This is a genomic window from Herbaspirillum huttiense (assembly GCF_004367745.1).
Classification (GTDB): domain Bacteria; phylum Pseudomonadota; class Gammaproteobacteria; order Burkholderiales; family Burkholderiaceae_D; genus Herbaspirillum; species Herbaspirillum huttiense.
Genome location: NZ_CP037993.1, coordinates 282,447 through 307,738 on the forward strand (window position 1 = coordinate 282,447; position 25,292 = coordinate 307,738).

Annotated in this window: 19 protein-coding genes; 11 read left to right on the forward strand and 8 right to left on the reverse strand. The window is 64.8% G+C overall.

Annotated elements, in window-relative coordinates; translation table 11 throughout:
* The first annotated feature begins 102 nt into the window (after positions 1–102).
* From E2K99_RS01345 to E2K99_RS01355, 3 genes are all read left to right on the forward strand, one after another.
* Positions 103–2,490, forward strand: a complete 2,388-nt coding sequence (locus E2K99_RS01345; RefSeq protein ID WP_134135755.1) for a 3-hydroxyacyl-CoA dehydrogenase/enoyl-CoA hydratase family protein — start codon at positions 103–105, stop codon at positions 2,488–2,490.
* A gap of 50 nt (positions 2,491–2,540) precedes the next feature.
* Positions 2,541–3,737, forward strand: coding sequence for an acetyl-CoA C-acyltransferase (locus E2K99_RS01350; RefSeq protein ID WP_008334355.1), 1,197 nt, complete (start codon positions 2,541–2,543; stop codon positions 3,735–3,737).
* 102 nt (positions 3,738–3,839) lie between these two features.
* Complete coding sequence (locus E2K99_RS01355; protein WP_205703740.1) at positions 3,840–4,604, forward strand: enoyl-CoA hydratase; 765 nt, start codon at positions 3,840–3,842, stop codon at positions 4,602–4,604.
* 25 nt (positions 4,605–4,629) lie between these two features.
* Here E2K99_RS01355 and E2K99_RS01360 read toward each other — a convergent pair whose 3' ends face one another.
* Genes E2K99_RS01360 through E2K99_RS01375 form a run of 4 tightly spaced genes read right to left on the reverse strand, consistent with a single transcriptional unit; the run spans position 4,630 to position 8,284 of the window.
* Positions 4,630–5,133 (reverse strand): Lrp/AsnC family transcriptional regulator, encoded by a 504-nt coding sequence (locus E2K99_RS01360; protein ID WP_039786302.1) that lies wholly within the window; start codon positions 5,131–5,133, stop codon positions 4,630–4,632.
* Between the two features lie 35 nt (positions 5,134–5,168).
* Positions 5,169–6,521: an aspartate aminotransferase family protein gene (locus E2K99_RS01365; protein WP_134221092.1), complete on the reverse strand. Its 1,353-nt coding sequence runs from the start codon at positions 6,519–6,521 to the stop codon at positions 5,169–5,171.
* A 14-nt stretch (positions 6,522–6,535) separates the two neighbouring features.
* Positions 6,536–7,582 (reverse strand): phosphotransferase, encoded by a 1,047-nt coding sequence (locus tag E2K99_RS01370; RefSeq protein ID WP_134221093.1) that lies wholly within the window; start codon positions 7,580–7,582, stop codon positions 6,536–6,538.
* Positions 7,583–7,618: 36 nt separating this feature from the next.
* Complete coding sequence (locus tag E2K99_RS01375) at positions 7,619–8,284, reverse strand: haloacid dehalogenase type II (protein ID WP_134135743.1); 666 nt, start codon at positions 8,282–8,284, stop codon at positions 7,619–7,621.
* Between the two features lie 313 nt (positions 8,285–8,597).
* On the opposite strand from E2K99_RS01375, the gene E2K99_RS01380 reads away from it, so the two are divergent.
* On the forward strand, positions 8,598–9,872 hold the full coding sequence (locus E2K99_RS01380) for an NAD(P)/FAD-dependent oxidoreductase (RefSeq protein ID WP_134221094.1): 1,275 nt from the start codon (positions 8,598–8,600) through the stop codon (positions 9,870–9,872).
* On the opposite strand, the gene E2K99_RS01385 is transcribed toward E2K99_RS01380, so the two are convergent.
* Together E2K99_RS01385 and E2K99_RS01390 are read right to left on the reverse strand one after the other, a co-directional pair.
* Entirely contained in the window at positions 9,853–11,019 is a 1,167-nt protein-coding gene (locus E2K99_RS01385) for a GGDEF domain-containing protein (RefSeq protein WP_134221095.1), read from the reverse strand. The two genes, E2K99_RS01380 and E2K99_RS01385, sit on opposite strands and share 20 nt — an antisense overlap.
* 106 nt (positions 11,020–11,125) lie before the next feature.
* The gene (locus E2K99_RS01390) at positions 11,126–11,317 is read right to left on the reverse strand and encodes a hypothetical protein (RefSeq protein WP_134221096.1); all 192 of its coding nucleotides are present in this window, start codon (positions 11,315–11,317) and stop codon (positions 11,126–11,128) included.
* Positions 11,318–11,537: 220 nt separating this feature from the next.
* Between E2K99_RS01390 and E2K99_RS01395 the strand changes: the two genes are divergently transcribed.
* From E2K99_RS01395 to E2K99_RS01410, 4 genes are all read left to right on the forward strand, one after another.
* The gene (locus E2K99_RS01395) at positions 11,538–13,550 is read left to right on the forward strand and encodes a putative bifunctional diguanylate cyclase/phosphodiesterase (protein WP_134221097.1); all 2,013 of its coding nucleotides are present in this window, start codon (positions 11,538–11,540) and stop codon (positions 13,548–13,550) included.
* Between the two features lie 186 nt (positions 13,551–13,736).
* Positions 13,737–14,696 (forward strand): bifunctional enoyl-CoA hydratase/phosphate acetyltransferase, encoded by a 960-nt coding sequence (locus E2K99_RS01400; RefSeq protein ID WP_134221098.1) that lies wholly within the window; start codon positions 13,737–13,739, stop codon positions 14,694–14,696.
* The gene (locus E2K99_RS01405) at positions 14,693–15,874 is read left to right on the forward strand and encodes an acetate/propionate family kinase (RefSeq protein WP_134221099.1); all 1,182 of its coding nucleotides are present in this window, start codon (positions 14,693–14,695) and stop codon (positions 15,872–15,874) included. The genes E2K99_RS01400 and E2K99_RS01405 overlap by 4 nt, the downstream gene beginning before the upstream one ends.
* Positions 15,871–17,013, forward strand: a complete 1,143-nt coding sequence (locus E2K99_RS01410; RefSeq protein ID WP_134221100.1) for an alpha/beta fold hydrolase — start codon at positions 15,871–15,873, stop codon at positions 17,011–17,013. Before E2K99_RS01405 ends, E2K99_RS01410 begins: the two co-directional genes overlap by 4 nt.
* Before the next feature lie 9 nt (positions 17,014–17,022).
* On the opposite strand, the gene E2K99_RS01415 is transcribed toward E2K99_RS01410, so the two are convergent.
* Both E2K99_RS01415 and E2K99_RS01420 read right to left on the reverse strand, forming a co-directional pair.
* A complete protein-coding gene (locus tag E2K99_RS01415) occupies positions 17,023–18,453 on the reverse strand; it encodes a sensor domain-containing diguanylate cyclase (RefSeq protein ID WP_240733937.1) in 1,431 nt (476 codons plus the stop codon).
* Positions 18,454–18,712: 259 nt separating this feature from the next.
* Positions 18,713–19,363, reverse strand: coding sequence for a TetR/AcrR family transcriptional regulator (locus tag E2K99_RS01420; RefSeq protein WP_134221102.1), 651 nt, complete (start codon positions 19,361–19,363; stop codon positions 18,713–18,715).
* Positions 19,364–19,583: 220 nt separating this feature from the next.
* Here E2K99_RS01420 and E2K99_RS01425 point away from each other — a divergent pair, with 220 nt between their 5' ends.
* From E2K99_RS01425 to E2K99_RS01435, 3 genes are read left to right on the forward strand one after another with little or no spacing between them, the layout of a single operon-like run.
* Positions 19,584–20,669: an efflux RND transporter periplasmic adaptor subunit gene (locus tag E2K99_RS01425; RefSeq protein WP_134224001.1), complete on the forward strand. Its 1,086-nt coding sequence runs from the start codon at positions 19,584–19,586 to the stop codon at positions 20,667–20,669.
* A complete protein-coding gene (locus tag E2K99_RS01430) occupies positions 20,666–23,809 on the forward strand; it encodes an efflux RND transporter permease subunit (protein WP_134221103.1) in 3,144 nt (1,047 codons plus the stop codon). Before E2K99_RS01425 ends, E2K99_RS01430 begins: the two co-directional genes overlap by 4 nt.
* Entirely contained in the window at positions 23,809–25,284 is a 1,476-nt protein-coding gene (locus E2K99_RS01435; RefSeq protein ID WP_134221104.1) for an efflux transporter outer membrane subunit, read from the forward strand. The genes E2K99_RS01430 and E2K99_RS01435 overlap by 1 nt, the downstream gene beginning before the upstream one ends.
* The last annotated feature ends 8 nt before the right edge of the window (positions 25,285–25,292 follow it).

Sequence of the window (25,292 nt, forward strand, 5' to 3'; positions counted from 1 at the left end):
CCGGGATAAAGCGCGTACAGTGAGCGCTCGTCCCAGCGGCGCAGCACCTTGCCAGGCCCGAATTCATGTTTCATGTTTGCAGCACCAGCAAAGGAGATTTGCGTGTCCAATTTCATCGTCAAAAAAGTGGCCGTGCTCGGCGCGGGCGTCATGGGGGCCCAGATTGCCGCCCACTGCATCAATGCCCGCGTGCCGGTCGTGCTGTTCGACCTGCCGGCCAAGGAAGGCCCGAAGAACGGCATCGTGCAACGCGCCATCGAGAACCTCAAGAAACTGAGCCCGGCGCCGCTGGGCAACAAGGATGACGCGGCCCTGATCCAGGTCGCCAACTACGAGGATGACCTGGCCGTGCTGGAAGGCTGCGACCTCATCATCGAAGCCATCGCCGAGCGCATGGACTGGAAGCACGACCTCTACAAGAAGGTCGCCCCGCACATCGGTCCCAAGGCGATCTTCGCCTCCAACACCTCGGGCCTGTCGATCAATGCCCTCTCCGAAGGGTTCGATGCGGGCCTGAAGGCGCGCTTCTGCGGCGTGCACTTCTTCAACCCGCCGCGCTACATGCACCTGGTCGAACTGATCCCGACCCAATCGACCGAACCGCACATCCTCGATCAGCTCGAAGCCTTCCTCACCACCACCCTGGGCAAGGGCGTGGTGCGGGCCTTCGACACCCCCAATTTCGTGGCCAACCGCGTGGGCGTGTTCGGCATCCTGGCCACCATCATCGAAGCCGAGAAGTATGGCCTCTCGGTCGATGTGGTCGATGACCTGACCGGTGCCAAGCTGGGCCGTGCCAAGTCCGGTACCTTCCGTACCGCCGACGTGGTGGGCCTGGATACCATGGGCCACGTCATCCGGACCATGCAGGACAACCTGAAGGACGATCCCTTCTTCTCCTCCTATGCCACCCCGCCGCTCTTGGCCAAGCTGGTCGAGCAGGGCGCGTTGGGCCAGAAGAGCGGTGCCGGTTTCTACAAGAAGGTGGGCAAGGACATCCTGCGCATCGATCCGGCCAAGGGCGATTACGTTCCGGGCGGTGCCAAGGCCGATGACATCATCGCCCGCATCCTCAAGGAAAAGGATCCGGTCAAGCGCATGAAGGCGCTGCATGATTCGACCAATCCGCAAGGCCAGTTCCTGTGGGCCATCTTCCGCGATGCCTTCCACTACATCGCCGTGCACCTGGAATCGGTGGCCGACAACGCCCGTGACCTCGACTTCGCCATGCGCTGGGGCTTCGGCTGGAGCGTCGGTCCCTTCGAGACCTGGCAAGCTGCCGGCTGGAAGCAGATCGCGCAATGGGTCAAGGAAGACATCGAGGCCGGCAAGGCACTGTCGAGCGCACCGCTGCCCGACTGGGTCTTCGATGGCCGTGACGGCGTGCATTCGGAGAAGGGCTCCTGGTCGCCCTCCAAGAAGGCTGACGTGGCCCGTTCCGAGCTGCCGGTCTACCAGCGCCAAGCCTTCCGTGCCCCGCTGGTGGGCGAGGGGGCGGCCGATGGCAAGAGCGCCGGTACCACCTTCTTCGAAGACGAATCGGTGCGCATCTGGCACCAGAACGACGATGTGCTGATCCTGTCCTTCAAGACCAAGATGCACGTGATCGGCCAGGGCGTGATCGATGGCATGAACAAAGCCGTCACCGAAGCCGAACAGAACTTCAAGGGCCTGGTGATCTGGCATCCGGATGCAGCCGAAGGCGGTGCCTTCTCCGCAGGTGCCGACCTGCAGTCGATGCTGCCGCTGTTCATGTCCGGTGGCGTCAAGGCCATCGAGCCGGTGGTGCACCAGCTGCAGCAGGCGCACCAGCGCCTGAAGTACGCCAGCGTGCCGGTAATCGCCGCTGTCGCCGGCCTGGCGCTGGGCGGTGGCTGCGAATTGCTGCTGCATACCGCCAAGCGCGTGGTCTCCATCGAGTCCTACATCGGCCTGGTGGAAGTGGGCGTGGGCCTGATCCCGGCCGGTGGCGGCCTGAAGGAAGCCGCCGTGCGCGCTGCCAAGGAAGCCAAGGGCAACGACATCCTGCAGTTCCTGAAGGAATACATGCTGGCTGCGGCCACTGCCAACGTCTCCAAGTCCGCACTGGAAGCGCGCAAGCTGGGCTACCTGCGCGAGGATGACGTGATCGTCTTCAACCCCTATGAATTGCTGCACGTGGCCAAGGTCGAGGCGCGCGCGCTGTTCGATGCCGGTTATCGTCCGCAACTGCCGCCGCAGGTGCCGGTGATCGGCCGCAACGGCCTGGCCACCATCATGGCGCAGCTGGTCAACATGCGTGATGGCGGCTTCATCTCGGCCCACGACTTCAAGCTCGGCAAGATGATTGCCGAGACCGTCGCCGGTGGTGAAGTGGAAGAGGGCAGCATCGTCAATGAACAATGGCTGCTCGACATCGAGCGCAAGTTCTTCATGGAACTGCTCAACCACCCCAAGACCCAGGAACGCATCATGGGCATGATGCAAACCGGCAAGCCTGTGCGCAATTAATGAAACCTCTCTCCCCCTGAAGGGGAGGGAGAGTCCAAGGAGATTTGGTAATGAGCAAACAACTGCAAGACGCCTACATCGTCGCCGCCACCCGCACCCCCATCGGCAAGGCGCCGCGTGGCATGTTCAAGAACACCCGCCCGGATGACCTGCTGGTGCGTGCCATCCAGTCCGCCGTGGCGCAGGTGCCGGGCCTGGATCCCAAGCTGATCGAGGACGCCATCGTCGGCTGCTCCTTCCCCGAAGGTGCACAAGGCCTGAACATGGCGCGCAATGCCGTGCTGCTGGCCGGCCTGCCCAACACCATTGGCGGCGTCACCATCAACCGCTACTGCGCCTCCGGCATCACCGCTATCGCCATGGCCGCCGACCGCATCCGCGTCGGCGAAGCCGACGTCATGATCGCCGCCGGTGCGGAATCGATGTCCATGGTGCCGATGATGGGCTTCCATCCTTCCATCAACATCAACGCTTTCAAGGATGAGAACGTCGGCATGGCCTATGGCATGGGCCTGACCGCCGAGAAGGTGGCGCAGCAGTGGAAGGTCTCGCGTGAAGCGCAGGACGAGTTCTCGCTGGCTTCGCACCAGAAGGCCATCGCCGCACAGCAGGCCGGTGAATTCGCCGACGAGATGACCTCGGTCGAGATCGTCGAGCGCTTCCCCAACCTGGCCACCGGCGAGATCGACATCAAGACCCGTACCGTCGCCCTGGACGAAGGTCCGCGCGCCGATTCCAACCTGGCCGCGCTGGCCAAGCTGAAGCCCGTCTTCGCCGCCAAGGGCAGCGTCACGGCCGGCAACAGCTCGCAGACCTCCGATGGCGCAGGCGCGCTGATCATCGTTTCGGAAAAGATCCTGAAGCAGTTCAACCTGACCCCGCTGGCTCGCTTCGTCTCCTTCGCCGTGCGCGGCGTGCCGCCGGAGATCATGGGCATCGGTCCGAAGGAAGCCATTCCTGCTGCCCTGAAGGCCGGTGGCCTGACCCAGGACCAGATCGACTGGATCGAACTGAACGAAGCCTTCGCTGCACAAGCGCTGGCCGTCATCGGCGACCTGGGCCTGGACCCGAGCAAGGTCAACCCCATGGGCGGTGCGATTGCCCTGGGCCACCCGCTGGGAGCCACCGGTGCGATCCGTGCCGCCACCACCATCCATGCACTGCGCCGCAAGAACCTGAAGTACGGCATGGTGACCATGTGCGTGGGTACCGGCATGGGTGCGGCGGGCATCTTCGAACGCGTCTGATCCGCGCCCGCAAGGCCTGATGCAAAAGCCGCACTGCGCATGCCGTGCGGCTTTTTTCATGAACCTTATAAATCATTTATAACATTCAAGGAGACTGTGCAGATGGATATCCAGCTCACCAAGGCCGATGGCATCCTGACCATCCACTTCGATCGCGAAGACAAGAAGAACGCCATCACCGCGGCCATGTACCAGCAGCTGGCCGATGCCTTGAAGGAGGCAGAGACTGACAATGCGGTCCGCGCCATCCTCTTCACCGGCAAGTTCAAATCCTTCTCGGCGGGTAATGACCTGGAAGACTTCCTGAAGAATCCGCCCAAGACCCAGGATGCGCCGGTATTCCAGTTCCTCTGGCAGATCAGCCATGCCAGCAAGCCCATCGTGGCGGCCGTCTCGGGCGTGGCCGTGGGCATCGGTACCACGCTGCTGCTGCATTGCGACCTGGTGTATGCAGCTGACAATGCCAAGTTCTCCATGCCCTTCACGCAACTGGGTTTGTGCCCGGAGGCGGCGTCTTCGCTGCTCTTGCCGCACATCGCCGGTTACCAGCGTGCGGCCGAGAAGCTGTTGCTGGGCGAAGCCTTCGGCGCAGACGAAGCCTGCCAGATGGGTGTGGTCAACCGCGTGCTGCCGCTGGAGGAATTGCTGCCCTATGCGCAGCAGCAGGCAGCCAAGCTGGCGGCGTTGCCGGCGGCCTCGATCCGGGTGACCAAGCAGTTGATGAAGAAGAATCGCGTCACTGCGACCGAGCAGCAGATGGTGGCCGAGATCGAGCACTTCTCGCGCATGCTGACCGCGCCTGAGGCCAAGGAAGCGTTCACGGCTTTCTTCGAGAAGCGCAAGCCGGATTTCACGCAGTTTGCCTGAGCCGGGGCGGCGGGGGCGCCCGCCGTCACTTCCAGCTGCTCTTCCCCGAAGCAATCACCTCCACCGGCTCCACCCGCTGCTCATAGGGATGGCGCAACACGATGCGGCTGGCGAATTTCTCGATGCCGATCTCGTCCTCCAGCAAGCGTTCCATCAACTCCTGAAACAGCGCCACGGTGGGCGAGACGATCTTGAGCAAATAGTCATACCCCCCGCTGACGTTGTAGCACTCCACGATTTCCGCATACTTGGCCGCGCCCTGTTCGAACTTGCGGAAGTCCGCCGGGCGATGACTGCCCAGCGTAATCTCGGAGAACACCACGACATGGCTCCCCAATTTGTCCAGCGCGACCCGGGCTGCATAGCCGGCGATGACGCCGGTTTCTTCCATGCGCTTGGTCCGGGTCAGGCAGGGACTGGGACTGAGATTGACGGCCTCGGCCAGCTCCACGTTCGAGCACCGGCCCTCGCGCTGCAAGTGCTCGAGGATCTTGATGTCGGTGCGGTCGAGAGGGTCGGTAGGTCGCATGGTCCGATCATAGCACCGCATCCCCGGCCTCAGGCTCAACGCCCCGCCGCCGATCGCGCTTCCGTCAGCGACTCGTCCAGCGCATCGATCACCATGCCCGCCTGATCGGCCGAAAGCACCAGCGGCGGCCGGATCTTGAGCACGTTGTGGCCCATCGCGCAGGCACTGAGCAGCACGCCCTTCTGGCGCATCCGGTTGACCACCTCGCTGGTGAGTGTCCGGTCTGGCGTACGAAGTGCCCGGTCCGACACCAGTTCCACACCCACGAACATGCCCGCACCGCGCACGTCGCCGACGGCTTCATGGCGTTCGGCCAGCGCACGGATGCCGTCAAGCAGCACGCCACCGACCTCCCGTGCATGGGGAATCAGGCCTTCACGTTCAATCGTCTTCAGCACCGCCAGCGCAGCGGCACACGAGACCGTATTGCCGGCAAAGGTATTGAAGTAACGCGAGCGCTGCCCGAACTCCTGCAACACATCGGCCGTCGCCAGAATGCCTGCGACCGGCTGGCCATTGCCCATCGGCTTGCCCATGGTCACGATGTCCGGCGCAATCCCGTGGCGCTGGAAGCCCCACATGTGCTCGCCGGTGCGGCCGAAGCCCGGTTGCACTTCATCGGCGATGAACAGGCCGCCGGCCTCCTTGATGGCCTGCACCGCGCCTTTGAGGAAGCCCGCTGGTCCCGGCAGGATGCCGTCACTGGTGAAGAGTGAATCCACGATCAGGGCGGCAGGCTGGATGCCGTGCCGTTGCAGGTCGGCGATGGCGGCTTGCACGTCGCGGGTGAATTTTTCTCCCAAATCCTGCCCCGGCGCATGATAGGCACGCGGGGCCGGCACCAGGCGCACATGCGGTCCCAGGTTGACGCTGCTGCCCAGCGACGGCGAGAACTGCGAGACCGCATCGGTGATGCCGTGATACGCCGTGTCGGTGACGATCACGCCGGTGCCGCCGGTGCGGACCTTGGCGATGCGATAGGCCAGGTCATTGGCTTCGCTGCCGGTGCAGGTGAGCATCAGGTGCGCCAGCGATGTCTCCGGCACCGTCGCCAGCAGGCGTTCGGCCAGCTCCAGGATGGTGTCGTGCAGGTAGCGCGTGTTGGTGGCCAGCGTCTGCACCTGTTCGCAGATCGCTGCGGTGACGGCCGGATGGCAGTGTCCCAGCGAAGTGACGTTGTTGTACACATCCAGATAACGCCGCCCCTGCGGATCGATCAGCCAGACGCCCTCGCCGCGCACGATGTGCAAGGGATGTTCATACATCAGCCGATACGCCGGCCCCAGCAGGGCATTGCGGCGTTCGATCAGGGCCCCGGTGACGGGCCCGACGTCGGCACGGCCGGGGATGTAGGCGTTGACCATGGTGAGGTCGGTAGGGGTGCTCATGCAATGCTCCTGTGTCAGATGTCGGAAAGCAGGCGGTCACGTGCGTCCTGGCGGGGCAGGTCGGCCAGCTGGCCGAGCGCCTCCCAGGCCGCCGGGTTGTGCCGCATGATGTAGGCGCGGTTGTGGGGATAGCGCACCGCGCGCCATTCGGAGATGAGCGCCGTGACCAGATGGCGCGTGACCATGAGGTCGGCGACGATCTCCTGTTCCGGCGCGGTCAGCGGCAGCTCGGCGTGATAGGCCGCGACGAACTGCGCCGGTCCGGCAAACGGATCTTCGCTGCCGGTCATGTGGAAGGCCGCCGCCGTGGCGACTTCACCGACCAGCGGCGCATGCAGCATGTCGCCGAAATCGATGATGCCGGTGATGCGCTCCTGCTCTTGCGGTGCCACCAGCACGTTGTAGAGGTGATAGTCGTTGTGGATCACCTGCGCACGCACGTCGCCCAGGCGCGGCAGCACATCTCGTTCGAAGCGCGCCATGAAGTGCCGTGCCAGCTGCTGCTTGGCCGGATCCTGCAGGCTTTCCATCTTGTCGCGCAAGCGGTGCGCTGTGGAGACATTCCACAGCAGGTCATGATGCGCCCCGGTATGGCTGAATCCTTGCAGGGCCAGGTCCAGCCTGGCCAGGCCACTGCCCATGGCGCGCCGCTGGCCGTCGCTGCGTTCGGTATGCTTGATCTGTACGCCGTCGAGGTAAGTCAGCAGGCGCACCATGCTCACGCTGCCATCCGGCAGTGTCACCTGCTCGATGCTTTGCCCGCTCAGGGAGCGCAGCACGCGCGGAATCGGAAGGTCCGGTGCCGCCCGCGCGATGTGATCCAGCGCGGCGATCTGGAAATCCACCACCGCCGCCTGTTCGGAAGGATTGCTGATCTTCAGCACGTAGCGCGTACCATCCGCGCTCTCGATGCAGGCGTTCTGGTCGCGCTCACCTCCCAGGGCGCTGGACTTGCCCGCGATGCCATAGCGGACGGCGGCCAGTTGTTCCAGCGCTGCCGGCGCAAGATCAGGTGCCGCCGTATTCAAGGCGGCGGGTTCTTGCAATGCGGTCTCAAGCATGATGCGTCCCGTCTCTCGTAGGCGCGACGGCAGCCATCAAAGGCCTACCAGCGTGGCCAGCTGGCGGAAGTCCGTCAGCCGGCTCACGCCATAGCCATCGCAGTAGGGCTCGTGATTGCGGTCGATGTAAGCCTTGCCCATGAAGCCGAGATCCTTGGCCGTCATCAGGTCATAGCGGAAGCTCGACGAGCAATGCACCATCTCTTCCGGGCCGCAGCCCAGCTGGTCGAACATGTATTCAAAGGCCTGCCCGCGCGGCTTGTAGGCTTGCGCTTCCTCGGCGGTGTAGACCGCATGGAAGGGCGCTTTGAGGTGCGCCACGCTGTGCGGAATCAGGTCGATCATGGAGTTCGAGAGGATCACCAGCGGGATGTGGGGCGCGATCTTCTCCAGCGTTTCCACCACATGCGGATGTGGCTGCCAGGTCGGCACGGCCGCATAGAGGGCCTGGCCATCGCTGTCCCGGCATTCCACGCCATGGGCGTGGCAGGTGCGGCGGATGGCGTTGTCCACCACCTCCAGGAACGGTTTCCAGGCGCCCAGCACTTCGTCGAGACGATAGAAACGGAAGCTGTCCAGGAAGGCCGGCATGCGCTTCTCGTCGACACGGTCGGCGAAGAGCCTGCGGGCGGTCGGGCCCATTTCAAAATTGATCAGGGTGCCATAGCAGTCAAAACTGATGTACTTCGGCTTGAAAGTCATTTGCTCAAACTCCTTCGTTGGGGATGGAAGAAGTATGGTCGTCGGCCTCCAACTAATAATTTTTATTGCGCCGGGATCGGAGCAGCTTCTACTTTTAAACGGCGGCTTTCCGGCATTTTGCGTTACGCAGGCCGCTCATCCTGCGGACAGCCAGCAAGGGCGGGCGTTGCACGAGCATTAACCTGCGTTTAATGCTGCGTTCAATGAGCATTAATCACCGTGCCGGGAGCGCGCACCATAATCAGTCCCTACCCTGTTGCGGCCTCGTCCCCTGCGTTCATGATCCGGCTGCCGACCGTCGATGGAGCTCCTGATGCAATTGAAGTCGTACTGGCTGGACACCTCATCCCCCTTCGTCAGCACCCACACCGCCTTGCCGGGCGACGGATGCGACGTACTGGTCGTCGGTGGCGGCATCACCGGTTCAGCGGCCGCCCTGGCGCTGGCGCGCAAGGGGGCCAGGGTGGTGGTGTGCGAAGCGGATATCGTCGGCGGTGCCGCCTCCGGCCGCAACGGCGGCATGTGCAACAACGGCTTCGCGCAGGACTACGCTGCCCTGTCACAACGCCTGGGAACGGAATGGGCCAACCGGCTCTATCGCGCCTTCGATGCCGGCGTCGATACGGTGGAACGGCTGGTGCGCGAGGAATCCATCGACTGCAGTTTTGCACGCTACGGCAAGCTCAAGCTGGCGGCCAAGCCCGAGCACGTCGACAAGCTGGCGCGCAGCCAGGCCCTGCTGGCCGCCAACGTGGACACTGACACGCGCCTGATCACCCGCGCCGAGCTGCGTGACGAACTGGGCAGCGACCGTTACTACGGTGGACTGCTGATGGAAAAGAGCGCCGGCATGCATGTCGGCCGCTATGTGCGCGGCCTGGCCCACGCTGCCCAGCGGCGCGGTGCGATCTACCTCGAACAGACTCCCGTGCTGGGCCTGAAGGCGCAAGGAGGCGGCTACCAGGTGCAGACGGGTGCAGGCAGCCTGCGCGCCAGCCAGGTGTTGCTGAGCAGCGGCATTTCCCAGGTCGGTCCCTTGGGCTGGATACGCCGCCGCATCGTGCCGGTCGGCGCTTTCCTGATCGTCACCGAACCCTTGCCGGCGGAGCTGCTGGCACAGTTGCTGCCGACCCGGCGCATGTACACCGACACCAAGAATTTTGTAAATTATTTCCGCACTACCCCGGACAATCGCCTGCTCTTCGGCGGACGTGCGCGTTTCGCGGTGTCCAATCCGCAGTCCGATGCCCGGAGCGGCGAGATCCTGCGCAGCCAGATGCTGGAGGTCTTCCCGCAACTGGCCAAGGTCCGCATCGACTATTGCTGGGGCGGCATGGTCGACATGACGGTGGACCGCCTGCCGCGTGCCGGACAGCGCGATGGCGTGTTCTATTCCATGGGTTACAGCGGCCACGGCACCCACATGGCCAGCCTCATGGGAACGCTGATGGCCGAGGTCATGGACGGCCGGACCGATCTCAATCCATGGAAAGACTTCGACTGGCCGGCCATTCCCGGTCATCTGGGCAAGCCCTGGTTCCTGCCCCTGGTCGGGGCCTGGTACCGGCTCAAGGATTGGCTGCAGTGAGGTGTGCCGGGCTCACGATGAGCCGGTCGCGTCCGGCGCGCTTGGCGTCATACAGGGCCGCATCGGCCAGCGCCATCAGGCTTTCCAGCGCCAGTGCCGGCTTGGTGTAGAGACTGACGCCCACGCTCAGGCTCACCGCCTCGGGAGTGGCCACCCCCTTGCGCGCCACGTGGGAGAAGGCCATCCGCAACTGTTCGCCGAGATGGGCGACCTGTTCTTCACGCACATCCTGCAACAGGATCACGAACTCATCCCCGCCCAGCCGCGCGGCCAGCGCATCGGCGGGCAAGACTTCACGCAGCAGCGTGCTCAGGGCTTCCAGCAACTTGTCGCCGGCGGCATGGCCGTGCAGATCGTTGACCTGCTTGAAGTTGTCGATGTCGATCAGCAACAGCGCGCCCGGATGGGCCTCGCTGGCCCGTGCCAGCAGCGCCGGTGCGCGCGCCTGCAGAGCGCGCCGGTTCAGCAGTCCGGTCAGGGGATCACGTGCGGCCAGCTGCCCGATGCGTTCTTCGCGGCGATGGCGCTCGGTGCCGGTCATCGACAAGGCGATCAGCATCACCGCCATCGATCCCTCCACCAGCGACACCTGGATCAACACGCCGCCAAAGGCCGCCAGGTCCACGAACGCCCCCAGCGCCAGCGCCGAGACCGCCTTGGCCACATAGAACAGTCCATGGATCAGCAGTACGAAGCGCAGCTGCACCGCGCCCACGCTCAACGACGCACCATGCGGACGCAGCAGGGCGCTGGCCTGCAAGGTGAGGGCGGCGATCATCAGCGATTGCAGTCCCAGCATCACGCGCGACCACCAGGCGTGCACGGGCAGCAACAGCATCAGCAGCCACAGCAAGGCAATCAGCCACCAGGCGCGCGAGATGCGGGTGCGCGTGAACCAGGCCACGCCCGCCAGGAAGCAGGCATGCGCCGCGATCAGCAAGCCGTTGGCGAACCAGATGCCGACCAGCAGATAGCCGCGCGAGCGCAGCAGCGCAAGGAAGGAGCCGACCGTGATGATGGCGAAGCCGCTGCTCCACAGCAGCAGCGAACGTTCCCCGACGCTGGTCCATTCGATGGCCAGGTAGAGCGAAGCGGCTGCCGCCAGCGCGATGGTGAGGATGAGAAGAGTGGAGGGATCGAGAGCCATGACAGGAGCAGCGCCAGTTAGCCGCGCAGTAAATACGGCTCCATTTTAGCCTTCCGGCACGATGCCTCCGGAAATCCCTCCGCAGGAGGTGTTGCTGCGCGAGAACTCAGTCTGCTGCCGCTGGCCCGGCAGGTGCCGTTGATGCTTCTCCAGCGTCTGCCGCCGTCGTGCTGTCGGCAGCTTGTTGCGGCGAGAGATGCGGCAGTTTCCTGTTGATCAGGGGCAAGTTCTGACGTTCGCTGCCATCGGGCATGACGGCCTGTTCGGCCGATAACCAGTTGCCGTTGTCTTGGGACATGAGGGTTCTCCAGGTCATGAAAGGGGTTCAGCAAGCCCGGAGCTTGTCTCTTCCACGCCAACAACTCGTTGATACATCTCAATGGGGCTCATGTTTTGATGGGAATTCTTCTTATTCATTGGATAATACCCGCCATCGGTAGCGCTACCTTGGGCAGGTGGCCGCCGCTTCTGCCTCGCCGCTCGGCGGGCAGCGCAACTGGGCACCACGGGATGGGGATGTGAACGAACTCAAGACAGAAACCGGTGCCGGCGACCACGCGTCCCGGCTTGCATTGCGACAACTGATTCGCGCGGACCAGCTCACGGCGGCCCGCCATACCGTCATGCTGTCGATCCCGGTGGCCTTCGTGCTGAGCGGCATCTCCACTTTCGTGGCCTGGCATTCCGGCAAATTCTGGGTGGCATTGATCTGGCTGGCCTGCGCCACGCTGGTCAACCTGGTGCGGATCCCGCTGTGCCGCCTCTCACCGCAACGCGTGGCGCAACTGGTGCCGTGGATGGCCCCGCGCGGTCAGGTGCGCGACGCCAGCGACGTGGTGGAACTGAACCTGCGCCTGCACTGGATCCTCGCCCTGATCTCGGGCTTCGCCTGGGCCGGCATGCCCTGGCTGAGCGAAGGCTACACCACACCCGAGACCCTGTTCTATCTGACCTGCGTGTGCGGCATCACGGCCGGTGCGGTCACCCACGGTTTCGCCTTCGCTCGCATCCCGATCAGCTTCATCACGCCGCCGCTGCTGTCGGTGATCTTCTGCCTGTTTGCCTTCAATCGCACGCCGACCCGCCTGGCGCTGGCCGCGACGGCCGTGATCTACCTGGCCGGCCTGATTCGCGGTGCCCGCGTGGGCGAGCGCATGTTCGCGCGCGCCTGCGCCCTGAAGAACGAAGCCACTACCGCCAGCCAGGCCCTGGCCGTGGCCCACGAGGACCTGCGCCAGTTCGCTGCGCGCATGCAATACCAGGCCGAACACGATCTGCTGACCGGCCTGCTGGACCGAGCCGGTTTCATGCAGGTGGCCACGCAGGTCCTGGTGCAGCAGCGGGAACGCCAATGCCTGATGTTCCTTGACCTGGATGGCTTCAAGGTCATCAACGATGCCTACGGGCACGAAGCGGGCGATCAGGTGCTCATCGAAGTGGCAAGCCGCCTGCAGGCGGCCTTGCCCGAGGGCGCTACGCTGGCGCGCCTGGGCGGCGATGAATTCGTGATCCTCTATCCGCTCACCGCCCACGCGGAGCCGCCGGAGCACGTGGCGCAGCGCCTGATCGCAGCGATGCGCCAGCCCTTCGCGCGCCTGGCCCATCGTCACATCGGCCTGAGCCTGGGCATCTACCTGTCGCGTGGCGACGATATCAACGAGATGCTGGTCTGCTCGGATGCCGCCATGTACGAGGCCAAGCGCCGTGGCCGCAATCAGTACCAGGTCTTCAATGCGGCGCTGGATGCGCATCTGCAGATGAAGCGCGATGTCGAACGTGATCTGGCGCAGGCGCTGGCCGATGGCGAACTGCAGGTGTGGTTCCAGCCCATCGTCTGCGAGGACGGGCGTGCCCTCGACGGCTTCGAAGCGCTGGTGCGCTGGACGCATCGCCGCCATGGTCCGATTGCGCCGCCCGATCTGATCGAGATTGCAGCGCTGGCAGGACTGTCGGAAGAACTGCTGCGTTTCATCATGGGCGAGGTGGCGCACATGATCCAGTTCATGCGGGACAACGGCCGCAGCGACCTGCGCGTGTCGATGAACATCTCGCCGCGCGAAATGGAGCGCATCATCATCGAGGATCTGGTGGTGGGCACCCTCAAGCGCCAGAACCTGCCGGCGCAGATGCTGGAGATCGAGATCACCGAAGAGACCGCGCTCGACCTGCAGGCCGCCACCCAGACGCTGACCGCGCTGGCGCTGCAGGGCGTGAGCATCGCCATCGACGATTTCGGCGTGGGCTATTCCTCGCTGGGCTTCCTGCGCCAGCTGCACGTCTCGCGCGTGAAGATTGACCGCAGCTTCGTCACCGGCCTGGCCGACCAGACCGAGAACCAGGCGCTGGTGTCGGCGGTGCTGCAACTGGCGGCCTCCTTCGGCTTCCAGGTGGTGGCCGAAGGCGTGGAGAGCGAGGAAGACCTGCAGGTCCTGCAATCCATGCATTGTCACGCCATGCAGGGGCATTATTTTGCCGAACCGATGCCCGCTGAGCGCGCGCGCCAGCACGTGCTGGCACTGACCCCGGCCTGACCGTCCGCACTCCCGCCCGCGACCGCGGATGCACCCGGACAAAGTTGAAGCAGATCAAGCTTTGTGTTCTCTGTCCGGTTTGCGGGCAATCCTGCAATTGAACTCACCTCCGCCTGAGGCTATGCTGCGACACAGCAAGCCCGCATGAGTGCGTCCGGCCTCATGCCATTCCCTCAGGAGGACACCATGTTTCCACCGACGCAGGCCACGCCTGCCGAGCGCTACGGTCAACTCATCCGCGATGCCCTGGGCGCGCAGGCGATGCGGGTCGCTGTAGTCCATCCCTGTTCTGCCGAGGCCTTGCAGGGCGCGCTGGAGGCGCGCGAAGAGGGCCTGCTGGAGCCGCTGCTGGTCGGGCCGGAAGCCCGGATACGGCGGGTCGCCGAAGAAGCCGGCCTGTCGCTGGCGGGCCTGCAGATCGAGTCCACCGAACACAGCCACGCCGCCGCTGCGCGCGCCGTCGAGCTGGCGGAACAAGGGCAGGTATCCGCGCTCATGAAGGGCAGCCTGCACAGTGACGAACTGCTGGGGGCGGTCGTGGCCTCCGGCTCGGGACTGCGTACCGAACGCCGCATCAGCCATGTGTATGGCATGGCCATTCCCACCTATGCCAAGCCGCTCATCATCACCGATGCGGCCATCAACATCGCGCCCACCCTGGCGCACAAGCGCGACATCTGCCAGAACGCCATCGACCTGCTGCACGTGATGGGCGTGCCGCGTCCGCATGTGGCGGTGCTGGCGGCAGTGGAGACGGTCAATCCGGCCATGCCCTCCACGCTCGATGCCGCAGCCCTCACCGTGATGGCCACGCGCCATCAGATCACCGGTGCGCTGGTCGACGGCCCGCTGGCCTTCGACAATGCCATCAGCCTGCAATCGGCCAGTATCAAGCAGATCACGTCGCCGGTGGCCGGCAGTGCCGACATCCTGCTGGTCCCCGACCTCGAAGCCGGCAACATGCTGGCCAAGCAATTGATCTACCTGTCGCAGGCCGAGGCCGCCGGGCTGGTGCTGGGGGCACGCGTGCCGGTCATCCTCACCAGCCGCGCCGACAGCCTGCGCGTACGTCTGGCCTCCTCCGCACTGGCCCGTCTGTTCGCCTCGCGCAGCAAGGTGCAGGCGGTCGGCAAGGAGGCCGCATGAATCGCTGGCTGCTGACCTTCAATGCGGGATCGTCCTCGATCAAACTGGGCGTCTTCCGGATCGATGGCGAGCGCGCCAGCAAGATCGGCCACGGACAGCTCGACCTGCATCTGTCTCCCTTGCGGCTGCGCCTGGAGATCGAAGGCAAGGCGTCGGCCATGGCCATCGACGCCGATCCTGCTGCCACCATGGATAAGGTGCTGGAGCAGGTGCTGCACCAGCTGGAAGTGGGTCACGAGCAGGGCGCGCTGTGTGCAGTAGGGCATCGCGTGGTGCATGGCGGCTTGCATCTGGCCCATTCGGTACTGCTGGACGAGCGCATCGAACAGCAACTGGAATCCCTGGCCCCGCTGGCACCCCTGCATCAGCCGCAGAACCTGCGCCTGATCCGCGCCATCGGGCGCCTGCGTCCGGGCCTGCCGCAAACGGCCTCCTTCGATACCGCATTCCATGCGACGCAGGATGCACTGGCGCGCCGCTTCGCGCTGCCGCGCAAGCTGCATGACGAGGGCGTGCTGCGCTACGGTTTCCATGGCATTTCCTACCGCTACATCGCCAGTGAATTGCGCCGCCGCCAGTTGCCCGAGGCGCATGGCAACGTGGTGGTGGCGCATCTGGGCAATGGTGCCAGCCTGTGCGGCATCCAGAACGGGCGCAGTGTCGATGCCAGTACCGGATTCTCCACGCTGGAAGGCGTGCCCATGGGCACGCGCTGTGGTGCGCTCGATGCGGGCGTGCTGCTGTATCTGCTGCAGCAAGGGATGACGCCGGCGGCGCTGGAAGACTTGCTGTACCACCAGTCTGGCCTGCTGGGTGTGTCCGGGGTGAGTGCCGATGTGCGCACCCTGCAGCAGAGTACGGAACCCTCCGCGCGCGAGGCGCTGGAGTTGTTCGCGTTGCGCTGTGCCGGTGAAGCCGCACGCCTGGCGACCACGCTGGGCGGCATGGATGCGCTGGTCTTCACGGCCGGCATCGGCGAACACGATGCCCGCATGCGTGCGGCCATCTGCGCCCGCCTCGACTGGCTGGGCGTGCAGCTCGACGAAAGCGCCAACGCCCAGCATCTCGAATGCATCAGCCATCAGGCCAGCCGCGTGCGCGTGCTGGTGATTCCGACCAATGAAGAACAGGTCATTGCCGACGATGCGGCAAGACTCATCCATGGGAGCCCCGCATGACGACCTCATCTGCCAGCCACGCCCACCATCCTGCACCAGAGCCTGCGGCCTGCGGGCCCGGCTGCGTACCGCTGTTCTGGCCCATGATGCTGGCCACCGAAGTGTTCCGCCAGGGACAGGAAGTGGTGGACAAGCATCTGCGCTTTCTGGAAGAAGAGACCAAGCTGCATTCCCTGCATCACCCGCAGATGGCCACCGCCAACCAGGTGCGCCTGACGCTGCGTACGCTGAGCTTGCGCGAATACGGCAAGCCCGCTGCCGCGCATGCGGTCCCGACGCTGGTGGTGGCTCCCTATGCGGGACACACCTCGGTGATCGCCGACTACTACCGCGGCCAGAGCCTGGTCGAAACGCTGATGGAACATGGCGTGCCGCACGTGTTCCTGACTGATTGGCACAGCGCCAGCGAGGACATGAAGGACCTGGAGATCGACAACTACCTGGCTGATCTCTGCGTGGTCATCGATGAACTGGGCGGGCGCGCCAACCTGGTGGGCCTGTGCCAGGGTGGGTGGATCTCGGCCATGATCGCGGCGCGCTTCCCGCACAAGGTACAGCGGCTGGTACTGGCCGGCTCCCCCATCGATGCGGGGGCGGGAGCAGGGCCGCTCAAGCAGATGGTGGAGCGCACGCCGATTCGCTTCTACGAAGATCTGGTGCGTACCGGCGGCGGCCTCATGCGCGGCAGTTTCATGCTGCAGGGCTGGAAGAACATGCATCCCGACGAGCATTACTTCAGCGAACATGTGGACCTGTTCCAGCACATCGACGACCCCGTGTATCTGGCCAAGCGCGAGATCTTCGCGGCCTGGTACGAAACGCCGATCGACCTGCCGGGACGCTGGTATCTCCAGGCCATCCGCCAGATCTTCAAGGACAATCTGCTGGCACGCGGCCAGTACGTAGCGCTGGGCAAGATGCTGGACCTGCGCGATATCACTTGTCCGCTCTACCTGCTGGCCGGGGAACGCGATGACATCACCACGCCCGAGCAGGTGCTCAACGCAGCGCAACTGGTCGGTACGCCCGCGGCACATATCACGCAGCGCGTGGTGCCGGGCGGGCACATCGGCCTGTTCATGGGCGGGCGCACCTTGGCCGAGGCCTGGCCGCAGATCGCGCAGTGGCTTGCTGCATGAAGGCCGCCCTCAGCTCGCGCTACTGATCGCCACCCGATTGCGGCCCGCTGACTTGGCGGCATACAGGGCCTGATCGGCTTCGGCCAGGAGTTGTTCGGCTTGCGCGTGACGCTGCAAGTCGGCCTGGGCCACGCCGAGGCTGATGGTGACCATGCCGAAACGGCTGTGCGCATGCGGCAGGGCGAGCTGCTCGACGGCTGCCCGAATGCGCTCGGCCACCTTGCTCGCGCCGGCTGCATCGCTGCCCGGCAGGATCACCACGAATTCTTCGCCGCCATAGCGCGCCGCGCCGTCCTCATTGCGCGCCAGGCTGGTCCGCAGGGCGGCGGCTACCTGGGCCAGAACCAGGTCGCCGGACTGGTGGCCGTAACCATCGTTGTAGAGCTTGAAGAAATCGACATCGATGAAGATTACGCTGAGCTGCCGCAGCGTTCCCTCGCGCAGGTGCTGCCAGTGGCGCTCCATCAACTCGTCCATCGAGCGGCGGTTGATCAGTCCGGTCAGGCCATCGATGGTGGCCAGCGTGGTCAGGGTCTTTTCCGACGCATGGCGGCGCAGGAATTCACCTTGCATCGAGCGGAAGAAGGAGAGGGCGCTGAAGATCAGCAGGATGGAACCGATGATGAGGATGGCCAGCGTCTTCTGCCAGTAGTTGTAGATGTTGCTCTTGGCATAGCCGACGAAGACCACCAGGTTGGTGCCCGGCACCGCGTGAAAGGCGTACAGGCGCTCGACGCCGTCATTGACCGACTTCCAGAAGAAGTGACCGGAGTCCTGCTTCAGGAAACTGTCGAGCATTGGTGCCGAACTCAGATTGCGGCCGACCATGGCCGGGTCATAGGGAATGCGCACATACACCGTGGCATCGCGCGAGTAGATCGACAGGATGCCGTTGTTGCCCACATCCACCCCTTCCAGCATGGAACGGAAATAGGCCAGGTCCAGCACCATCATGGCGACACCCGCGAAGTTGCCCTGCATGTCGGTGATGCGCCGGGACAGCACGACGACGAAGTAATCCTTGGCCAACTGGATGGGTTTGGAGAGGAACAGCTTGCCGGCGGGGCTGTCGGCATTCTGCTGGGCCTGGAAGAAAGGCGCATCGCTGAAATCATTGGTCAGCAGCGCCGGCGAACTGCGTGAACTGGAGATCAGCAGGCCGTTCTTGTCGAGCACGGCGGTTTCGACGATGTAGCGATTGGCTTGTCCGCCCGTAAAGAGAAACGAGCCCAGCTCGCTGCCCGACACCGGGAAATGCAGCACCTGGCGATAGCGCTCGCCGATGGAATCAAGGACCGAACAGAAGAACTCTGCGTGCCGCTGCAGGCCGCGCTGCATCACCAGCGTGATGTTGGCCGCATGGCCGATGGCCGTTTCTTTCGCCTGCTGGTGACTCTGGTAGATGGCACCGCCGCCGAGCAGGATGGCCATCAAGACCATGATCACCCAGCCCCTTTGCACATCGCGCTTCAGGATTTGAATTTTGGACTCCGGAACGTCACAGACCAGATGCGTGGCCCGTCCATTTCTGTTCCGGGAACTGCCTCACGTGGCTATCTGCAGGAAAGGGCGAGCAGGCAGCCCCTTTTTTGGAAACGGAATATAGCAGCAAGCGCCAGTGCGCGCAGCTTCCAGGCCGTGGGATGCAGCTTGCCAACAACACGAGCGGGGAGGTCATACCAGTTGCTGCAGCGATTTCTCAGGCGGCAGGACTTGCAAGCACTGCTGCACCGGGTGCGGCGATCGCAATGGACGCCTTGAGGAACCACGCCAGCACCGATTCGGCGGTCTTGCCATCGACGATGTGCGGTACGCAGCGATAGGAAAAACTCACGCCCTCGCACAAGGCCATCAGCCCGATGGCGATCTCGCGCGGCGGCGCGGCCGGGGCGGTGGCGGTCAGGCGGCAGTAGGCTTCGACGAAGCGGGTGATCTGCCCGTAGCGCTGCTCCAGGAAGGTATCGAGCTGGGCGCGGAATTTCTCGTCGCGCAAGGCGATGATGCGCGCTTCCATCCACAGCAGGCTGCATTTGTCATCGCGGTACAGCGCCGAGTACTGCACTGCCAGCGCGTCGCGCAGGGCATCGGGGGCGGTCAGTTCGCCACCGAGGATGCGCTCGAAACCCCGGTCGATGCTCTCGCCTTCACGGCGCAGCAGCTCGAAGAACAGCTGCTCCTTGTCATCGAAGTTGGAGTAGAAGGCCCCGCGCGAGTATCCGGCGGCGGTGCTGATATCCTCCACGCTGGCCTGCGCGTATCCCTTCTGCATGAACACCGCGTGCGCCGCCTCCAGCAGACGTTCCCGGGTCTGCTCACGGCTTTGCTCGCGGCTGAGTCGTTGGCGTGTCATGGGGCTGGATTCTAACACTGTTGTATTCGGATACAGGATTGCATTTGAATTCACATGTGCATTAGAATCGCTGAACTTTTGTAAAGATGCGGAGCGCGCCGCGGTCCGACACCTGACACCACCCTTTCCCGAAAGGAATGCTGTGAAGCCAGTCTCCCGTCCGTGTTCCGGCCGTCTTTCCACGTCTCGTTCGGCCCCTCGCCGCGTTCCGCTGGCGCGCATGGCGCTGCTGGCGATTCCCTTCACGTTGTTGCTCTCGGCCTGCAGCAAGCCGGCCCCGGTCGCCGATGCCCCGCGCGAAGTGGTGGTGCTGCAGGCGCAGGAACGCGGCAGCACCCGGCCGCTGCACCTGCCGGCCGAAGTGCAGTCGCGCTATGTAACCTCGCTCTCCTTCCGCGTGGCCGGCCAGTTGGTGGAACGCCGCGTGCATCTGGGTGACGCCGTGCGCAAGGGCCAGGTGCTGGCGCGTCTCGATCCCTCGGACGCCGACCAGAATGCCGCCTCGGCGCGCGCCGAACTGGCCTCCGCCCGCCAGCATCTGGATGCAGCGGAGAAGCAGTTGCAGCGTGACACCGCACAAGCCGCCGAACAGCTCATCAGCGCCCAGCAACTGGAGCAGAGCCAGGATGCGCATGCCGCCGCGCTGTCGCAATTCAAGGCTGCGCAGGCCCGTGCCTCGGTGGCCGGCAACCAGCGCGACTACACCACCCTGGTGGCCCAGCATGATGGGGTCATCAGCGCCGAGCAGGCCAATACCGGTGACGTGTTGAGTGCGGGCCAGCCGGTTTATTCGCTCGCCTGGTCGGGCGCAGTGGACGTGGTCACCGATGTCGCGGACCGCCAGCTGGCCGGCCTGCAGCCCGGTGCCGCCGCCGAGGTCACGCTGGCGGCCCTGCCCGGCAAGAGCTACAAGGGCCGCGTGCGCGAGGTCAGCCCGGCGGCCGATCCGCAAAGCCGCACCTTCCGCATCAAGGTCACGCTGGAACAGCCGGACGCCAGCGTGCGCCTCGGCATGACCGGTGAAGTGAAGATCACACCGGCCGACACGGCACAGGGCCAGGTGCTGCTGCTCCCGGCCACCGCCCTGTTCCATCAAGGCGGCAAGCCTGCGGTATGGATCGTGGGCAACGAGGGCAAGCTGGAACTGCGTCCGGTCACCGTCGCGGCCTACGGCGAGCGCAGCATCTCGCTCTCGCAAGGCGTGGCCACACAGGACAAGGTGGTGGTGCAGGGCGTGCATACCCTCACCGCGGGTGAGAAGGTCAAGCCGGTCGCCCCGCTGCACGCCGAGGACTTCGCCCTATGAGCGCGCCCGGCCGTTTCAATCTCTCCGCCTGGACCCTGCAGCATCAGGCGCTGGTGACTTTCATCCTGGCGCTGGTGACGCTGCTGGGCATCGGTTCCTACTCGCGCCTGTCGCAATCGGAAGACCCGCCCTTCACCTTCAAGGTGATGGTGATCCAGACCGACTGGCCCGGTGCCACCGCGCGCCAGGTGCAGGAGCAGATCACCGACCGCATCGCCCGCAAGCTGCAGGAGACGCCCGACGTGGATTTCCTGCGCAGCTATTCGCGCGCAGGGCAGTCGCAGCTCTTCTTCACCATCAAGGACACGGCCCCGGCCTCGCAGGTGCCGCAGACCTGGTACCAGGTGCGCAAGAAAGTCGGCGACGTTGCGGCGACCTTGCCACAGGGCGTCAGGGGCCCTTACTTCAATGACGAGTTCGGGGACGTCTACACCAACATCTACGCCCTGGCCGGCGATGGCTTCACGCCTGCACAGCTGCGCGACTATGCCGACCAGCTGCGCGGCGAACTGCTGCATGTACCGGGCGTGGCCAAGATCGATTACTTCGGCGAGCGCCAGGAACGCATCTACATCGACATCGGCAATACCCGCATGACGCGCCTGGGCATCAGCCCGCAGCGACTGGCCGACGCCATCGGCGGGCAGAATGCGGTGGTGCCGGGCGGCCTCATCACCACCAGCAGTGACCGCGTCTACGTGCGTCCCACCGGCCAGTTCGACAACCTGCGCGCGCTGGAAGACAAGATCATCCACGTCAACAACCGCAACTTCCGCCTGGGCGACATCGCCACCATCACGCGCGGCTACGACGAACCGCAGGAACAGGAGATGCGCGCCAACGGCCAGCCGGTGCTGGGCATCGGCGTGACCATGCAGCCGGGCGGCGACGTGATCCGCCTGGGCAAGGCGCTGGACGAGCGAACTGAACAATTGCGCAAGCGCCTGCCTGCCGGGCTCACGCTGACGGCAGTGTCGAGCATGCCGCATGCGGTGGAAAAATCGGTAGATGACTTTTTGGAAGCCGTGGCCGAAGCGGTCGCCATCGTGCTGGTGGTGAGCCTGGTATCGCTGGGCATCCGCACCGGCATGGTGGTGGTCATCTCGATTCCCATCGTGCTGGCGGTGACGTCGCTGTTCATGTACCTGTTCGACATCGGCCTGCACAAGGTTTCCTTGGGTACGCTGGTGCTGGCGCTGGGTTTGCTGGTGGATGACGCCATCATCGCCGTCGAGATGATGGCGGTGAAACTGGAACAAGGCTGGAACCGCCGCCGCGCCGCGGCCTTCGCCTACACCAGCACGGCCTTCCCGATGCTGACCGGCACTCTGGTGACGGTGGCCGGCTTCCTGCCGATTGCGCTGGCCAAGTCGGGGACCGGCGAATACACGCGATCCATTTTCGAGGTCTCGGCCATTGCGCTGCTGTTGTCCTGGCTGGCGGCGGTGGTGCTCATTCCACTGCTGGGCTATCACATGCTCAAGGAAAAGCCGGGCGCGCTCACCGATGAACAGATCGCCGCCAATCCGCATGCCGGCCATGATGAGGAAGACCACGATCACCCCATCTACCAGACCCGCATCTACACCTGGCTGCGCCGTTCGGTGGCCTGGTGCGTGGCCTTCCGCGGCCGCGTGGTGATCGCCACCACGGTGCTCTTCATCGCTTCCCTGGCGGCCTTTGCGCTGGTGCCGCAGCAATTCTTCCCCAGCTCCGACCGCCCTGAATTGCTGATCGACTTGCACCTGCCGGAGCGCGCCTCCTTTGAAGCCACCCAGCGCGAGGCGGTGCGCATGGAAGCGCTGCTCAAGGATCGCCCGCAGATCGACCACGTGGTCAGTTTCGTCGGGGTCGGTGCGCCGCGCTTCTACCTGCCGTTGGATCAGCAACTGGCCAGCCCCAACTTCGCGCAATTCGTGGTCACCGCCAAGTCGGTGGAAGATCGCGAGGCCTTGGCCCGCGCGCTGGAAGAGCCGCTGCGCAAGCAGTTCAGCGGGGCACGCACGCGCATGACCCGACTGGAGAACGGCCCGCCGGTGGGCTTCCCGGTGCAGTTCCGCATCAGTGGCGAACAGATTCCCAAGGTGCGTGCCATCGCCGAACAGGTGGCGGCCGAATTGCGCAAGGAGAGCCGCGCCACCAACATCCAGTTCGACTGGGATGAGCCGGCTCAGCGTTCGGTGTCCTTCGAGATCGACCAGAAGCGTGCCGGCGAACTGGGGTTGAGCAGCCAGCAGATTGCCAATTTCCTGGCGATGCAATTGTCGGGCTTCACGGTGACTCAATACCGCGAACGCGACAAACTCATCGGCGTCGACCTGCGGGCCCCGCGCAGCGAGCGGGTTGATCCGTCGCGCCTGGCCACCTTGTCCATGCCGACCGCCAACGGCCCGGTGCCGCTGGCCGCGCTCGGCCAGTTCCACAATACGCTGGAATACGGCGTGATCTGGGAGCGTGATCGCCAACCGACGATCACCGTATTGGCTGACGTGCGCGCCGGCGTGCAGGGTATCGATGTCACCAATGACGTCAACCGCAAGCTTGATGCGCTGCGTGGCGAGCTGCCGGTGGGCTATCGCATCGACGTCGGCGGACCCGTGGAAGAGAATGCCAAGGCGCAATCCTCGATCTCGGCGCAGATGCCGCTGATGATCATTGCCGTGCTGCTGTTGCTGATGGTGCAGTTGCAGAGTTTCGGCCGCACTCTGATGGTGGTCATGACCGCACCGCTCGGATTGATCGGCGTGGTGGGCGCACTGCTGCTGTTCGGCCAGCCCTTCGGCTTCGTCGCCATGCTGGGTACCATCGCCATGCTGGGCATCATCATGCGCAACTCGGTGATCCTGGTGGACCAGATCGAGCAGGACATCGCCGCAGGACGTGGCCGCTTCGATGCAATCGTCGGAGCCACCGTGCGCCGCTTCCGTCCGATCACGCTGACTGCGGCGGCGGCCGTGCTGGCGCTGATTCCGCTGTTGCGCAGCAACTTCTTCGGTCCGATGGCCACTGCCCTGATGGGCGGTATCACCATCGCCACCATCCTGACCCTGTTCTACCTGCCGGCGCTGTATGCGCTGTGCTACCGGGTCAAGCCGGATGAAACCCATCACCGCGACCACGCCGCGCAAGGGAGCCACTGATGAGCGCCGTTCGTTTGATGTTCGCCCCGCAGGTGCGCCCTCTGGCGCTGGCCGCCGCACTGCTGCTGTCGGGTTGCGCCCTGGGCCCGACCGGCGAAGCACCGGCCATGCCGCAACCGGTCCACTACGCCGCCGAGGCCACCCCGGCCACGCTGGGTCCGCAGGAGGCGCGCCAGACCTTCGTACTGGGCCAGCGCAGCGTGCCGCAATGGTGGCGCGCCTTCGGTTCGGCGGATTTGTCCGCCTGGGTCGAGGAGGCGCTGCGCAGCAATCATTCGCTGGCTGAAGCGGATCGCAACCTGGCCAGTGCGCGCCTGCAATTGCGTGCGCAGATCGATGAATCGCTGTGGCCGACCATCGACGCGGTCGGCCAGGCCCAGCGCCAGCGCGCCCTGGGTCTGCCCAATCTTGGCCCGACCACCAACCTGTACAACGTCTTCGCCGGCCAGATCCGCGCCAGCTATACCTTCGACCTGTTCGGCGTGGAGCGCTTCGCCAACTCGGCGCTGGCCGCCCAGGTCGATGCCCAGTCCTACCAGTTCGATGCGGCACGCCGCGCGGTAGCGGCCAATGTGGTCATCACGGCCATCAATGCCGCCTCCCTGCGCGCGCAGGTGGCCGACACCGAGCGCCTGGTGGCGCTGGCCGATGCCGACGTGGGGGAATTGCAGCGGCGTCTGGCGCTCGGTGCCGTCTCCAATGACGATGTCCTGTCCGCGCGCGCCAGTGCGCAATCGCTGCGCGCCAGCCTGCCCGCCCTGAAAGCGCAATGGCAGGGCGCACGTCACGCGCTGGCGGTGCTGATGGGCCGCACGCCGGATGCCGCGCCGGCCGATCTCGACATCACGCGCCTGAAGCTGCCCGAGCAGGTGCCGATGACGGTGCCTTCCGAATTGCTGAAACAGCGCCCCGACATTCTCGCGGCCGATGCCGCATTGAAGGTGGCGGCCGCACAGCAGGCGCTGGCGACAGCGGAGATGTTCCCCAGCCTGTCCATCAGCGCATCGTTCGGCCAGTCCGGTTTCTCCTGGGCCAAGGCCACCAGCGGTGCGGGAGCCGTGTGGGGTCTGGGCGCATCGCTGACGCAGCCGCTGTTCCATGGCGGTGCCCTGCGCGCCAAGCGCGATGCCAGCAAGGAAGCCTACCTCGCGGCCGAGGCGCATTATCGCCAGACCGTGTTGAATGCTTTCCAGAACGTGGCCGATAGTCTGGTGGCCTTGACGCAGGATGCCGACGCCTTGCAGGCCTCGGCGGCGGCACGCGCGGCCACCGAGCAGGGCTGGCGCAATGCGCAGCGGCGCGCGCAACTGGGCGCTTATCCGGCCAGTGCAGCGCGGGCCGGCGAACGCCAGTATCTCAATGCGAAGCTGGGCGAAATTCGCGCAACTGCCAGCCGCATGAACGATACGGCCACGCTGTATCAGGCCATGGGCGTAGGGCTGGACGCGCCCCGGCAGCAGGCGGCCCAGCCCTGAGGATCGCG